Annotated in this window: 15 protein-coding genes; 6 read left to right on the top strand and 9 right to left on the bottom strand. The window is 57.7% G+C overall.

The window, feature by feature from the left end:
• Positions 1-44: 44 nt before the first annotated feature.
• Entirely contained in the window at positions 45-899 is an 855-nt protein-coding gene (locus tag ACXADZ_RS14105; RefSeq protein ID WP_475197257.1) for a hypothetical protein, read from the top strand.
• Between the two features lie 110 nt (positions 900-1,009).
• On the opposite strand, the gene ACXADZ_RS14110 is transcribed toward ACXADZ_RS14105, so the two are convergent.
• The 3 genes from ACXADZ_RS14110 to ACXADZ_RS14120 form a co-directional block, all read right to left on the bottom strand.
• Positions 1,010-1,894, bottom strand: coding sequence for a PhzF family phenazine biosynthesis protein (locus ACXADZ_RS14110; protein WP_475197260.1), 885 nt, complete (start codon positions 1,892-1,894; stop codon positions 1,010-1,012).
• Positions 1,895-1,998: 104 nt separating this feature from the next.
• The gene (locus ACXADZ_RS14115) at positions 1,999-2,223 is read right to left on the bottom strand and encodes a DUF1150 family protein (RefSeq protein ID WP_475197262.1); all 225 of its coding nucleotides are present in this window, start codon (positions 2,221-2,223) and stop codon (positions 1,999-2,001) included.
• 5 nt (positions 2,224-2,228) lie between these two features.
• On the bottom strand, positions 2,229-2,642 hold the full coding sequence (locus ACXADZ_RS14120; protein ID WP_171091687.1) for an Hsp20 family protein: 414 nt from the start codon (positions 2,640-2,642) through the stop codon (positions 2,229-2,231).
• Positions 2,643-2,805: 163 nt separating this feature from the next.
• Between ACXADZ_RS14120 and ACXADZ_RS14125 the strand changes: the two genes are divergently transcribed.
• From ACXADZ_RS14125 to ACXADZ_RS14140, 4 genes are all read left to right on the top strand, one after another.
• Positions 2,806-3,030 carry a YdcH family protein gene (locus ACXADZ_RS14125; RefSeq protein ID WP_050604880.1) on the top strand — a complete coding sequence of 75 codons (225 nt, stop codon included), beginning with the start codon at positions 2,806-2,808 and terminating at the stop codon, positions 3,028-3,030.
• A 76-nt stretch (positions 3,031-3,106) separates the two neighbouring features.
• Complete coding sequence (purE, locus tag ACXADZ_RS14130) at positions 3,107-3,592, top strand: 5-(carboxyamino)imidazole ribonucleotide mutase (RefSeq protein WP_475197266.1); 486 nt, start codon at positions 3,107-3,109, stop codon at positions 3,590-3,592.
• On the top strand, positions 3,589-4,344 hold the full coding sequence (locus ACXADZ_RS14135) for an NAD(P)-binding domain-containing protein (RefSeq protein ID WP_475197267.1): 756 nt from the start codon (positions 3,589-3,591) through the stop codon (positions 4,342-4,344). Before purE ends, ACXADZ_RS14135 begins: the two co-directional genes overlap by 4 nt.
• Positions 4,345-4,346: 2 nt before the next feature.
• Positions 4,347-5,414, top strand: a complete 1,068-nt coding sequence (locus ACXADZ_RS14140; protein WP_475197270.1) for a 5-(carboxyamino)imidazole ribonucleotide synthase — start codon at positions 4,347-4,349, stop codon at positions 5,412-5,414.
• A gap of 13 nt (positions 5,415-5,427) precedes the next feature.
• On the opposite strand, the gene ACXADZ_RS14145 is transcribed toward ACXADZ_RS14140, so the two are convergent.
• The 6 genes from ACXADZ_RS14145 to ACXADZ_RS14170 all read right to left on the bottom strand — a co-directional run bounded on the left by ACXADZ_RS14145 (position 5,428) and on the right by ACXADZ_RS14170 (position 11,299).
• The gene (locus ACXADZ_RS14145) at positions 5,428-6,591 is read right to left on the bottom strand and encodes an alpha-D-ribose 1-methylphosphonate 5-triphosphate diphosphatase (protein ID WP_475197272.1); all 1,164 of its coding nucleotides are present in this window, start codon (positions 6,589-6,591) and stop codon (positions 5,428-5,430) included.
• The gene (locus ACXADZ_RS14150) at positions 6,588-7,361 is read right to left on the bottom strand and encodes an esterase/lipase family protein (protein ID WP_171091697.1); all 774 of its coding nucleotides are present in this window, start codon (positions 7,359-7,361) and stop codon (positions 6,588-6,590) included. Before ACXADZ_RS14150 ends, ACXADZ_RS14145 begins: the two co-directional genes overlap by 4 nt.
• Positions 7,362-7,399: 38 nt before the next feature.
• Positions 7,400-8,242: a DMT family transporter gene (locus ACXADZ_RS14155; RefSeq protein ID WP_475198577.1), complete on the bottom strand. Its 843-nt coding sequence runs from the start codon at positions 8,240-8,242 to the stop codon at positions 7,400-7,402.
• Positions 8,243-8,488: 246 nt separating this feature from the next.
• A complete protein-coding gene (groL, locus tag ACXADZ_RS14160; RefSeq protein ID WP_171091699.1) occupies positions 8,489-10,129 on the bottom strand; it encodes a chaperonin GroEL in 1,641 nt (546 codons plus the stop codon).
• A 55-nt stretch (positions 10,130-10,184) separates the two neighbouring features.
• Positions 10,185-10,472 (bottom strand): co-chaperone GroES, encoded by a 288-nt coding sequence (gene groES / locus ACXADZ_RS14165; protein WP_170352338.1) that lies wholly within the window; start codon positions 10,470-10,472, stop codon positions 10,185-10,187.
• Positions 10,473-10,624: 152 nt separating this feature from the next.
• Positions 10,625-11,299 carry a DUF2161 domain-containing phosphodiesterase gene (locus tag ACXADZ_RS14170; protein ID WP_475197276.1) on the bottom strand — a complete coding sequence of 225 codons (675 nt, stop codon included), beginning with the start codon at positions 11,297-11,299 and terminating at the stop codon, positions 10,625-10,627.
• Positions 11,300-11,423: 124 nt separating this feature from the next.
• Between ACXADZ_RS14170 and ACXADZ_RS14175 the strand changes: the two genes are divergently transcribed.
• Positions 11,424-12,404 carry a TraB/GumN family protein gene (locus ACXADZ_RS14175; RefSeq protein WP_475197278.1) on the top strand — a complete coding sequence of 327 codons (981 nt, stop codon included), beginning with the start codon at positions 11,424-11,426 and terminating at the stop codon, positions 12,402-12,404.
• Positions 12,405-12,419 lie beyond the last annotated feature (15 nt).

Consider the following 12,419-nt stretch of genomic DNA (forward strand, 5'->3'; position numbering starts at 1 on the left):
CACGGGTTGGTGCTGTGTGGCGGGATGCCGGGTAGACACGAACCATGACTCGCACTTTGCCAACCATTGCCAGTTTCTGGTTCGGGTCCGATCTGACCTGGCTTGAGCAGATTTGCATTCAATCCTTTCTGGACCAAGGGCATGCGTTTGTTCTGTATCTCCCGCACGAGACACAAGGCATCCCCGCAGGTGTCCAGACGCGCCCTGCCAGCGACGTCTTCTGGCCCCCGCCCTTTCCCCTGCAACCCGGCGACCGACAGGGCGTAGCCGTATTTTCAGACATCTTCAGATTGCATCTGATTCAGCAAAGCGAGGTCATCTGGGTCGATCTCGACGCATATTGCGTGAAAGCCTTCGACTTTGCGTCTGATTGGGTGTTCGCGCGTTCCAAAGCCGACGACTTTCCAACCGGGGTTCTACGCTTGCCCAATAACTCCCAAACGCTTGGGCTGATGCAGGATTTCGTGATGTCGGCAAACCCAACCCAACCATGGCGTGGTCGGCGTGCAAGACGGCATAATCGTGAGCGTATCGCAAACGGTGAAAGTTGGGGTATAGAAAGCCTGCCCTGGGGCAGCTCTGGCCCAAAAGCCTTTGGGCATTTCTTGCGCCAAACCGGTGAAGACAAGTACGCGATGGCGGCCGAGACCCTCTATCCGCTGGCACCTGCCGAGCTTTGGAAGTTGCATGACCCGAACGTGGCGCTGGACGAGATCGAGGGCGAAGTTACGCATTCGGTTCATGTCTACGGTCATCAGAAAAAGCTGTTGGCAACCCAACTGGCCGGACTACCGGTTCCGGGATCATATCTCGATGCGCTTTGCGCCCGACATGGAATCGACCCTCGGTCCGCGTCGATCAAGCCACTGGACTGGATGCGACCTGCGCCAAGGCGGTAAAGACAGTATAGTGTGCGATTTCACATCGCGGCGTGGCCATGCGCGGCCAGTTCAGCGGAGGTTCTGTTGATCAGACGTTCCGCTCAAAATTGCGAAATCCCGGTTCCTGTCTATTTATCCGTCGGCAGATCGACCTGCCCGCGCATCAACACATGCCCTCGTCCAGCGACCTTGATCCCGGTCATTCCATCTGTCGGGCCAACTCGCGTGACAGTGGCCTGTCCGGGACGTCCCATGTCGTGGCCCTGTTCCGCGATGAAACTGTCTTTGGACATCAATCCATATTTCCAAAGATACGCCGCCATGGCGCCCGTAGCAGACCCAGTGAACGGGTCTTCGGGCGGGCTGGGAGGGGCGAGCAACAGACGCGAGAACGTATCACCTGCATCGGTGGCTCCTTCCAGCGTGACCAGAAAGGGTTCAGCCATATCCGAACCCGAAAATCCGGCGGCCTCGGCTACTTTTCTCAAAGGACCCTCGACCAGTTGAGCCGCGCGCAAGGCCTCATGGTCGCGCAGAACGGTGATGCAGAACGGCAGACCGGTTGAAACAAACTGAGGCGGAGAGATTATAGCGCTTTCAGGAAGGCCGATAGTCGAAGCCACCAGATCCACCAGAACATGTGCACCAAATTGCGGTGCGACCTGGGTCATTTCGATCTCATCACCTGTCAACCGAATCGAGACGACCCCTGCCCCGGTTTCCAGCGTCAGGCTTTCGCCTTCGATCATCCCACGCGACCGCATGGCAGCGACAGTGGCAATTGTTGGATGCCCGGCAAAGGGAATTTCCCGGCTGGCCAGAAAGTACCGTACGCGGATATCGGCCACGTCAGATGGGCCAGTAAATGTGCATTCGACCAGAGAGGTTTCGCGCACATAGGCCATGCACACCTGCTCGGGCAGATGTGCACCGTCATGAACCACAGCACATCCATTGCCACCAAAGGCGCGGTCACTGAAGGCGTCTACCCAATCGAATTCGAACCAGCTCATGCGATTATATCCCGGTGACAGGTGAAAGCGGCATAGTCCGCCAGTTCGTATGTGTCGCTTGTGTTACGGGAATTGTCACGCCCCAAAAGGCGCGGAGAGGCCGTTCAGTGAACGGCCACCGGGGACAAGTCATGCTGACGGGCCAGCACAAAAGCCAGCTTGCGGTCGGCCACCAGCGCCAGTTGCTGCCCATCGGAATCATGCACAGCGTAAAGCTGGTCCAGATCCCCTGCCTGATCGCGTAGATCACGCGGCAGATCGGCAACCTCGACCGTTTTGACATAAACGATACGGTCGCCTTCGGCGTTGAGTTCTATCGGTGTATTCATTGCTCTTACCCCTTCCGTATGTTGATGGTCTGCACAACAGCTTCCGGCACGGCGCGGGTCAGATCCACGTGCAGCAGACCGTTTTCCATGATCGCCTCGCCCACTTCGACACCGTCAGCCAGCACGAACATGCGCTGAAACTGGCGCGCCGCAATGCCGCGATGCAGGAATATACGCCCCTCGCTGTCGTCGCGTTGACGGCCCCGGATCACCAGCTGGCGATCCTCGATCGTGATCGACAGATCCTCTTCGGCGAACCCTGCAACCGCAAGAGTGATGCGATAGGAAAAGTCCGAAGTCTGTTCGATGTTATAGGGCGGGTATCCTTCGTTGCCAGCCTTTGCAGACCGTTCCAGAAGGCGTTCCAATTGCTCGAACCCCAAAAGATGCGGGTATGAGCCAAGAGTAAGTTTCGACACGTATTTTCGTCCTTTATTGTCAAAGCGACGTGGTGTGCGGCCCCGTTCTGGCAACCGCCTGTAATAGAATATGGGAAGAAACCAGGATGTCCACAAGGTCTGGCGCGATAACGTCTGACACACTATCTTGTTGGGCAAGCACCACAACAACCCCGAGTCGCCAATGAACGCGCCCACTGATCTTTCCATGAAAACTGACGAAGTTCTGCGGGTTGAGCTGGAAGTTTTCCGCCGTCAGCACCGCGATCTGGACGAAGCGATTGAAGCGCTGCATGACCGGGGAACTGCGGATCAGTTGACGCTACGACGACTGAAAAAAGAGAAACTGCGTCTGAAAGACATCATCCGCATCATCGAAGACCGCCTGACCCCCGATATCATTGCCTGAACACCCTGTAGCGCATTGCCAGAGAACCGGATTTGGCTATAGTGCGCGCTCTTTCTGAGCGCAGGGACAAGAGCGGATGAGCGAAGTGAAAGTCGGGATCATCATGGGCAGCCAATCTGACTGGCCCACGATGAAAGAAGCCGCAGATATTCTGGACGAACTGGGCGTCGCTTACGAAGCGCGCATCGTATCGGCCCACCGCACACCAGACCGGCTGTGGGACTATGGCAAGACCGCCGTATCGCGTGGATTGCACGTTATCATTGCGGGCGCTGGCGGCGCTGCGCATCTGCCTGGCATGATGGCATCGAAAACGCGGGTGCCGGTGATCGGAGTTCCCGTACAGACCCGCGCCCTGTCAGGCGTGGATTCGCTGTATTCCATCGTGCAAATGCCCAAGGGTTTTCCCGTTGCGACCATGGCAATCGGGTCCGCTGGAGGAGCCAACGCCGGCCTGATGGCTGCCGGTATTCTGGCTCTGCAAGACGAGGCTCTGGCCGAACGGCTGGACAACTGGCGCGAGGCGTTGTCAGCCTCAATCCCTGAGGAACCGCAGGGATGAGCCGCATCGGCCTCATCGGCACAGGCCATATCGCCGCCCCAATCGCGCGGCTGATGGCTGCCAAAGGACATGAAATCTGCGTGACCGAGCGCAATACCGAGGTATCAGCCGCTTTGAAGGCCGAGTTGGGCGTGAAGGTCGCTGAACCCCAGGCAGTGCTCGACGCCTCGGACATTGTGTTCCTGTGCCTGCGCCCGCATATCGCCGCTGAGGTTCTAACCCCACTAACCTTTCGCGCGGACCAGCAGATCGTTTCTGTTATGGCTGCGGTTTCCGCCGAGCAACTTGCTCGGCTTTGCGCGCCGGCGGCAGATTTCGTGCAGACCATTCCGCTGGGTTTTCTGGAGACCGGCGGCTGCCCGATGGCTGCTTTTGGCAACGATCGGTTGTTGGCCGATCTTTTTGAGCCCGAGAACCCTGTGGTCAAGGTTGCGGATGAATTCGCGCTGAACGCACATTTCGCCATTTGCGCCATGGTTCCCGGCATTCTCGATCTGATGGCCACCGGAGCCAAATGGCTGGGCGATGTAACTGGTGATGCCGATAAGGCCGAGTTCTATACCACTCAATTGATGTCAGGCTTCCTGGCCACGATGGAAAAAGGCAACGCAGGTCGGCTGGCGCAGGAGCGTGACGCGCTTGCGACAGAGGGCACATTGAGCTTGCAGATGACAGACACCCTGAGGGATCAGGGCGCGCATGACGCGCTGCGTTCGGCGTTGAGTGCAATTGGCAAACGTTTGGAGAGTTGAAGATGGCAGAAATGCTTGCCCAAGGTGCGGTGATCGGGATTCTTGGGGGCGGTCAACTGGGCCGGATGCTGTCAGTGGCGGCGTCAAGGCTAGGCTTTGTCACACATATCTATGAACCGGGCGCGAACCCGCCTGCCGGGCAAGTCGCGGATCGTGTCACGACGGCAGCTTACGACAACATCGATGCCTTGAAAGCATTTGCCGATGCAGTGGATGTCATCACCTATGAGTTCGAAAACATCCCGACCGAGGCGCTGGACATTCTGGAAGCCCACCGGCCGATACGTCCGGGGCGCGAAGCGCTGCGGGTCAGTCAGGATCGTTTGACCGAGAAGAATTTCCTGCAAGACCTGGGCCTGAAAACGGCCCCGTTTGCGGATGTTTCCAATCTGGACAGCCTGAATACGGCAATCGAACAAATCGGGACACCGGCCATCCTGAAAACACGCCGCTTTGGCTATGACGGAAAGGGGCAGGCGCGGTTGCGCAGCCCCGAGGACGCCAAGGCCGCTTTGGCCGACATGGCGGGCGCGCCTGCTATTCTGGAAGGGTTCGTAGACTTCTCACACGAGGTGTCGATCATTGCAGCACGCGGGTTGGACGGCCAGGTGGCCTGTTTCGATCCGGGCGAGAATGTACATCGCGACGGTATTCTGCATACCACCACGATTCCCGCCCGCCTGTCTCCTGCCCAGCGCACCGATGCAATCCTGCTGGCGGCCAACATTCTCAATGCGTTGGAGTATGTGGGTGTCATGGGGGTAGAACTGTTCGTCACGCCCGCTGGTTTGATCGTGAACGAGATTGCACCGCGCGTACACAACTCGGGCCACTGGACGCAGAATGGCTGTGCGGTTGATCAGTTCGAACAACATATCCGGGCCGTGGCAGGCTGGCCTCTGGGCGACGGGCAGCGTCATTCGGATGTGGTGATGGAGAACCTGATCGGCAACGACATGGATCGCGTGCCCGAGCTGGCCCGCGAGCGGGACGTAGCACTTCATCTATACGGCAAAGCCGAGGTCAAAGCCGGACGCAAGATGGGGCATTTCAACAGGATTAAGCGATAAAGTAATACTTTATCTACGGCATCGTTGCGTTCAGAAAGCGTGCCGCAATGTCCCCTGACATGTGGCTGATACGCCCACTGGCCATGGTCGATGCGACCCGGTGGGTAGCCGCATCGAGAATGACCAAATCACCCCGTTTGCCGGGGGTAAGTGTGCCCCGGTCCGGCAGATCCAGCACTTTGGCCGGACCCGAAGAAATCAGGCTCCACGCGCCTTCGAAATCAAGCAAACCGGTTTTGAACAGCATCAATGCAGCCCGGCGCGGGCTGGGGTAGTGGTAGTCTGACGCCAAGGCATCGCAGAGGCCCATAGCGATCAGTTCGACCGCACTCGCGTTTCCTTTATGCGATCCACCCCGCACTACGTTGGGTGAACCAAGGATGATGTGATCCCCGACAGAACGTGCCGCCTCGGCTGCCTCAAGCGTTTCCGGGAATTCAGCAATACGGACACCTCGATCGCGCCACCATGCCCTTGCATCAGCGGTGGCGTCATCATGGCTGCCCAGACGTACGCCCATTTCCCCTAGGTCAGCACACAGCGCCTCGACCGCCGCTGGCACCTCGTGACGACGCGCATGCATGTTGAGCAACATCTCAAAATGCGCATCTGGATTGCGCCCGGCCTTCAGCGCCTGCCCGGTCAGGCGTGGAGGCTTTTTACCCTGCGCCAAGCGATCATGCGGCAGATGATCATTAAACACTACGTAAGGCACCTGCCAGTCAGCGATGCGACGGGCCAATCCGGCATAGTCCTCCAACATATTGGTCTCAAACCGCAGTTGAGGGATCAGATCCGTGACGGTGCTGTCTTTTACGGCGGCAATGGCCTGAAACACCTGCGCCGCAAAGTCCGGTCCTCGCACGCCGCCTTCCCAGCTGTAAAACTGAGCCAGCACTGCGGTGGTAATGCCGTTCGCAGCTAACTCGGCCTCGACCGAAAGAATGCCTTCGTTCATCTGCTTCATTGCACCGCGACGTGGGGCGATATGGCGTTCGAAACCGTCCCCGTGCAGATCGATAATGCCGGGCAAGACAAGATAGCCGCTCAGATCAACCCTGCGCCCGGTTGGTTCTGCCTGTATCGCACCTTCTGCTATGGTCAGATCAGCACGAGCCAAACCCTCACCCGGCAACAGAACCTCTGCCCCGGTCAATGTCAGGTTCAAAGCAGTCATCGTGAACGCTCCGAGTCCGGGTCTGGGCAGTCCTGCCCGATACAGATCTCGTCTATTATGTCCATCACACCATCGAGCCAAGTGATCTGCGGATCAAACCGACCGAATTCGATGAAATGCAGTGCCTGTGCCATGACCTGCGGGTTGTTCATCATGAAAGTATGCGTCACCGGTAAGATAAGATGATCGGTCATACCTTCGACCTTGGTGCTTTCAATCGAAACCTTGCCATCGTCGGGACCATCGATAATCGAGGAAAACACAAGGTTCAGAGATTCACTTCCTGCGATAACACCCAGTTCGAAATCCACCGGGGGCAGACGACGAGGGATGCCTTCGGGCCCTGTGCTCAGTTGCAGCCCTGCTGGGCCGTTCAGATACCCGAACACCTCCCACGCGCTGAGCTCGTCAACCAGCTGGCTGCCTTGGTTCGGAGGGCCAAGCATGACAGCGCGGCCCATGTTGGCGGGGTGATGATCCTTGAGCCAATACCGCAGCAGGATGCCGCCCATGGAATGCGCAACGACATTGACTTTATCCTCTCCGCAAGCGGCGAAAGCATCAGGCAGGGTCTGTTCAGCAAGTTCCGGAATGCCAATTTCGGTCGATGGGTACCCGGGGCGCACAACCTTATAGCCATGTGCCTCGAACAACTCCTCCATCACGGCAAACGAAGCCTCAGTCCGCGCCAGCCCATGCAAAAGGATCACGCATTTCGCGCTGGCGGCGGCAGGGAAAATGAAAAACAGCAGGGCAATCAATAGTCTCATACGCGCCAGATAAAGCCTATGAGACGCCGATGAAAGCCCTAGCTCCGCTGACGTTGCAGCACGGCCAGCGCAATACCGCCCAGAACCACCGCCGTGCCCAAGACCAGCCGGGCGCTGGCCATTTCACCAAGCAGCACAACACCCCCCAGGATCGCAATGACAGGTACGCTGAGTTGAACCACGGCCGCCACTGTTGGTGCAAGGTTCGGCAGCACGCGATACCACAAAGCGTAACCCAACCCTGACGTAATACCCCCGGACACAACTGCCAGCACATAGCCCATACCAGTCATGTTCCATTCTGCCCCTGTGATCAGCAGCGTTAATCCGGTGACAGGCAAAGCGATAAGGAAATTTGCAGCCGTGCCCTGCAAAGCATCTGGTTCGGATCGCCCTGCCAAAGAATAAGCGGCCCATCCGACACCTGCGGCAATCATCAGGGCGGTGCCTGCCGGGTCAACCCGCACCGTGCCCGATGGCCACAGGACATAGGCCAACCCCACCAAGGCCATGGCCGCGCCCGCCAACTGTCGCCGGGTTGGAAGCATACCCTTGACGGCAGTGAAGGCAAACATCGTGATTTGCACCACGGCAAACAAAACCAACGCACCAAGACCTGCATCCAGTGTCAGGTACGCCAGGGAAAACCCGATCATGTACAGAGACAATGATCCCGCCCCAATGACCCGCCGACGGTTGAGCAAAGGCAAGTGCCCGCCACGCGCCAAAACCAACGCGGTCAAAACCAGCGCGCCCGCCAGCACCCGCATAACCGCGAAACCGGCCGGATCACTGGCGCCGCTGTCGATAGCCAACCGGTTCAGGATGGAATTCGCCGCAAAGGCGCACATGGTCAGGGCGGTCAGAACAAACAGTTGCATGGAACCCGCATATCCGGTTGCAAGCGATATGGACACTCACAATCCTTGGACATGCGGCCCGTTCTTCATCTTTTCCAAAATACTCCCGCCGGAGGCATAGCCGCATAGCGGCTATTGGCAACAAAAACGGGGCCGCCCGAAGGCGACCCCGAAAACAAGCACTATGGCACCCCCTCTTGGTAGCTCGGCCATTCAGCCAATCACCTGTCGGGGCCGTCAGAATTCGCCGCAGCGAATTCGACGTGGTTACATCATGCCACCCATGCCGCCCATGTCGGGCATGCCGCCTGCCGCAGGTGCGTCTTTCTGAGGCTTGTCAGCAACCATAGCTTCGGTGGTGACCAGCAGGCCAGCAACCGATGCCGCATCTTCCAGAGCGGTACGAACAACTTTGGCCGGGTCGATCACGCCGAACGAGAACATGTCGCCATATTCTTCGGTCTGAGCGTTGAAGCCAAACGTTACGTCGCCGGATTCACGAACCTTGCCAGCAACTACCGCACCGTCAACACCTGCGTTCTCGGCGATCTGGCGCAGCGGCGCTTCGATGGCTTTGCGAACGATGTTGATGCCTGCGTTCTGATCAGCGTTTGCACCTTCCAGAGCGTCCAGTGCTTTACCGGCCTGAACCAGAGCAACACCGCCACCCACAACAACGCCTTCCTGAACGGCAGCGCGTGTTGCGTTCAGAGCATCGTCCACCCGATCCTTACGCTCTTTCACTTCAACTTCGGTCATGCCGCCGACGCGGATAACGGCAACACCGCCTGCCAGTTTGGCAACGCGCTCTTGCAGCTTCTCACGGTCGTAGTCGCTGGTGGTTTCTTCGATCTGAGTGCGGATCTGGCCAACGCGGGCTTCGATCTCGGCTTTCTCGCCAGCACCGTCGACGATGGTGGTTTCGTCTTTGGTGATTTCGATCTTCTTGGCGGTGCCCAGCATGTCCATGGTGACGGACTCGAGCTTCATGCCCAGGTCTTCGCTGATGACCTGACCGCCGGTCAGGATCGCGATGTCCTGCAGCATGGCTTTACGGCGATCGCCAAAGCCCGGTGCTTTGACAGCAGCAATTTTCAGGCCGCCGCGCAGTTTGTTGACAACCAGAGTTGCCAGCGCTTCGCCTTCAACGTCTTCCGCGATGATCAGCAGCGGCTTCTGCGACTGGATCACCTGCTCGAGCAGCGGAACCATCGGCTGCAGCGAGGACAGTTTCTTTTCGTGCAGCAGGATCATGCAGTCATCGAGTTCTGCGATCATCTTGTCTGCGTTGGTGACGAAGTAAGGCGACAGGTAGCCACGGTCGAACTGCATACCTTCGACAACATCGGTCTCGGTTTCCAGACCTTTGTTTTCTTCGACGGTGATAACGCCTTCGTTGCCAACCTTCTGCATCGCGTCTGCGATCTGCTGGCCGATTTCTGCTTCGCCGTTGGCCGAGATGGTGCCAACCTGAGCAACTTCTGCCGAGTCTTTGACTTCGCGCGAGGCCGACTTGATGCCTTCAACAACTTTCGAGGTTGCCAGGTCGATGCCGCGCTTCAGGTCCATCGGGTTCAGACCCGCTGCAACCTGCTTCAGACCTTCGCGCACGATGGCTTGGGCCAGAACGGTCGCGGTGGTGGTGCCGTCACCGGCTTCGTCATTGGTGCGGCTGGCGACTTCTTTCACCATCTGCGCGCCCATGTTTTCGAACTTGTCTTCCAGTTCGATTTCCTTGGCAACCGAAACACCGTCTTTGGTGATGCGCGGTGCGCCGAAGGATTTGTCCAGAACCACGTTGCGGCCTTTGGGGCCCAGGGTCACTTTAACAGCATCGGCCAGGATGTTCACACCTGCCAGCATGCGGTTACGGGCATCGGTGTCGAACTTGACGTCCTTTGCAGCCATGTCGTTTCTCCTTGAGAAATAAGTTTGTGATGAAGATCAGAGAAAGCGCTTTGGCTTACTCGATGATCCCCATGATGTCGCTTTCTTTCATCATCAGCAGCTCTTCGCCGTCGACCTGAACCTCGGTGCCCGACCATTTGCCGAACAGGATCTTGTCGCCAGCTTTGACCGCCATTGCGATCAGTTCGCCGCTGTCCTTGCGCGCGCCTTCGCCGGTTGCGACGACTTCGCCTTCGCTGGGCTTTTCTTTTGCGCTGTCAGGAATGATCAGGCCGCCTGCGGTTTTCTCTTCGCTTTCGGTACGGCGAACCAGCACACGGTCATGAAGCGGTTTCAATGCCATCTTTGCAGCTCCTTGGGCTCAAAGTTGTTAATCCTCCCCTCGCCTTCCGACGGGGCGTTAGCACTCAGGGTATGTGAGTGATAACGACGCATAGCTAGGGAGTCTAAAACCCCGAGTCAACAAGTTGTGAGGGTTTTTTTTCGCCGATCGGATCAGTCCTGCTGTTCCCAGCTGTAAGCCCAGTGCTTCAGCCCTTCGCTTCCCTGAGAAGTAAGGCCGTAGACGCCTTTTTCAACCTTCTCAAACCACCCGTAGTGGTTTTCTCGCATAAGCCGGGTCGCAGCCGGAACGCCCGCCGATTTGGCGACCTCTGCACCTTTGGTTGCTCCATGTTCGGCCAGAAAGGCCGCGCATTTCAGCGCGTCTTGTCGATAGGCGGTCACGATGCCATGACGCGTGGCGCCACCCGCGTTCGGGTCCCCTTCCAACCGGTCGAATTCACGCAGCAGCCGCGTGGTCCTGGCTTTGTTCTTGCGCGGCGCATAGGGGCCGGGATCGCACTGTACTTCGACCGCATTGTCAGCGCGCACTGTGATCAGGCCCAGGCCCAAACGTCGGCACAGCGCCAGATTATCTTTAAGCGCCCGTCGCGCGCTTCGACCCGTGGGCTTACGAACAGCCACATAAACCTGATCTGTCAATTTCAGCCGTGTGATCGCCTGGTGGAACAGCGACAGCGTGAACCTTAGTTTCAGTTCGACGATCACGGGTTCCTCACCCTCGCGCACCGCAACAACATCAGCCGCACCCACCTCGCCTTTTACGGTGTACCCCTGGCGCTCCAACAGTGCTTTGATCGGGGGATAGAGGTCCTGCTCGCGGGTCATGGGTTTATGCTACGCAAACTGCGGTGGATTACCAGCCCGCCGATCGGAAAACGCAATCGAACTTGCAACATCCCATCCGCCAGTACAGTGTTGCAGCAACTCTGATTTCAAAGGAAATTCAACGATGCGCGTGCTTCTTTTCTTCCTCGGCCTTTTGTGGCCCGCCATAGTGCAGGCTGGCTGCGAGGGACGCGACCTGAGAGGCGATTTGTCCCCTGCGGTCCAAGCCGACCTGCAGGACGCTTTAGCAGACATTCTGTATCCCGAAGGCAATCATTGGATTGCGACCAAAGACGACACTGTGCTGCATCTTGTGGGCACCATGCACCTGAACTACCCGCAGATGGACGCAATCGTCGAGCGTCTGACTCCAACGCTCACGCAGGCTGATGCGTTCTATTTCGAAATCCTTCAGGAGGAAATGAAAGATTGGGAGCAGAAACTTGCAGCTGACCCAAGCCCTGTCCTGATCACATCGGGGCCCACACTTGTGGATCTGATTTCCGAAGAGGATTGGGCCACTCTTTCATCAGAGATGGCTGATCGCGGCATTCCCAGCTGGATGGGCGCCAAGATGCGCCCATGGTTCCTGAGTATGACTTTGGCTTTGCCGGCTTGCATCATACAGGATCCCAACGGAACCAACGGATTGGACGCGCGTCTGACACAGTTGGCAAAAGAGCACGGTATCCCGCAATATTCGCTGGAAAGCATCGAAGACCTGATGACCATGTTCGACGCTTACTCGATCGAAGAACAGGCTCAATCACTCGCTCGGATGGCCGGAACCTTCCAAAACATCGAAGACCAGATCGCCACCATGGCGAGCTCGTATTTCGAAGAAAAACACGCGGAAGTCTTTGTATTGGGCAGAATGCTGGGGCAAGAGCTTTCAGGTTTGACCGAAGCAGAATTTGAGGCCGAATGGGCAGAGTTCGAACAGCAGTTGTTGATTGAACGCAATGCCAACTGGATGACGCATATTCTTGAGATCAAAGATCAAACTGCCGTCATTGCGGTAGGCGTCGGCCACTTTAGCGATGAACATGGTCTGCTGAACCAGTTAGAGCGGGCAGGATACAGCCTAACGCGGGCGGAATTCTGAACCGCTGGGCCATTT

The organism is Ruegeria sp. ABM4_193, assembly GCF_056158705.1.

What these genes read in the sequence shown, in the direction of transcription:
- groES (WP_170352338.1), bottom strand. Translation starts at nt 10,472, where the DNA reads ATGGCATTGAAACCGCTTCATGACCGTGTGCTGGTTCGCCGTACCGAA.
- groL (WP_171091699.1), bottom strand. Translation starts at nt 10,129, where the DNA reads ATGGCTGCAAAGGACGTCAAGTTCGACACCGATGCCCGTAACCGCATG.
- ACXADZ_RS14145 (WP_475197272.1), bottom strand. Translation starts at nt 6,591, where the DNA reads ATGACTGCTTTGAACCTGACATTGACCGGGGCAGAGGTTCTGTTGCCG.
- ACXADZ_RS14140 (WP_475197270.1), top strand. Translation starts at nt 4,347, where the DNA reads ATGGCAGAAATGCTTGCCCAAGGTGCGGTGATCGGGATTCTTGGGGGC.
- ACXADZ_RS14105 (WP_475197257.1), top strand. Translation starts at nt 45, where the DNA reads ATGACTCGCACTTTGCCAACCATTGCCAGTTTCTGGTTCGGGTCCGAT.
- ACXADZ_RS14125 (WP_050604880.1), top strand. Translation starts at nt 2,806, where the DNA reads ATGAACGCGCCCACTGATCTTTCCATGAAAACTGACGAAGTTCTGCGG.
- ACXADZ_RS14170 (WP_475197276.1), bottom strand. Translation starts at nt 11,299, where the DNA reads ATGACCCGCGAGCAGGACCTCTATCCCCCGATCAAAGCACTGTTGGAG.
- ACXADZ_RS14135 (WP_475197267.1), top strand. Translation starts at nt 3,589, where the DNA reads ATGAGCCGCATCGGCCTCATCGGCACAGGCCATATCGCCGCCCCAATC.
- ACXADZ_RS14110 (WP_475197260.1), bottom strand. Translation starts at nt 1,894, where the DNA reads ATGAGCTGGTTCGAATTCGATTGGGTAGACGCCTTCAGTGACCGCGCC.
- ACXADZ_RS14115 (WP_475197262.1), bottom strand. Translation starts at nt 2,223, where the DNA reads ATGAATACACCGATAGAACTCAACGCCGAAGGCGACCGTATCGTTTAT.
- ACXADZ_RS14175 (WP_475197278.1), top strand. Translation starts at nt 11,424, where the DNA reads ATGCGCGTGCTTCTTTTCTTCCTCGGCCTTTTGTGGCCCGCCATAGTG.
- ACXADZ_RS14155 (WP_475198577.1), bottom strand. Translation starts at nt 8,242, where the DNA reads ATGCAACTGTTTGTTCTGACCGCCCTGACCATGTGCGCCTTTGCGGCG.
- purE (WP_475197266.1), top strand. Translation starts at nt 3,107, where the DNA reads ATGAGCGAAGTGAAAGTCGGGATCATCATGGGCAGCCAATCTGACTGG.
- ACXADZ_RS14150 (WP_171091697.1), bottom strand. Translation starts at nt 7,361, where the DNA reads ATGAGACTATTGATTGCCCTGCTGTTTTTCATTTTCCCTGCCGCCGCC.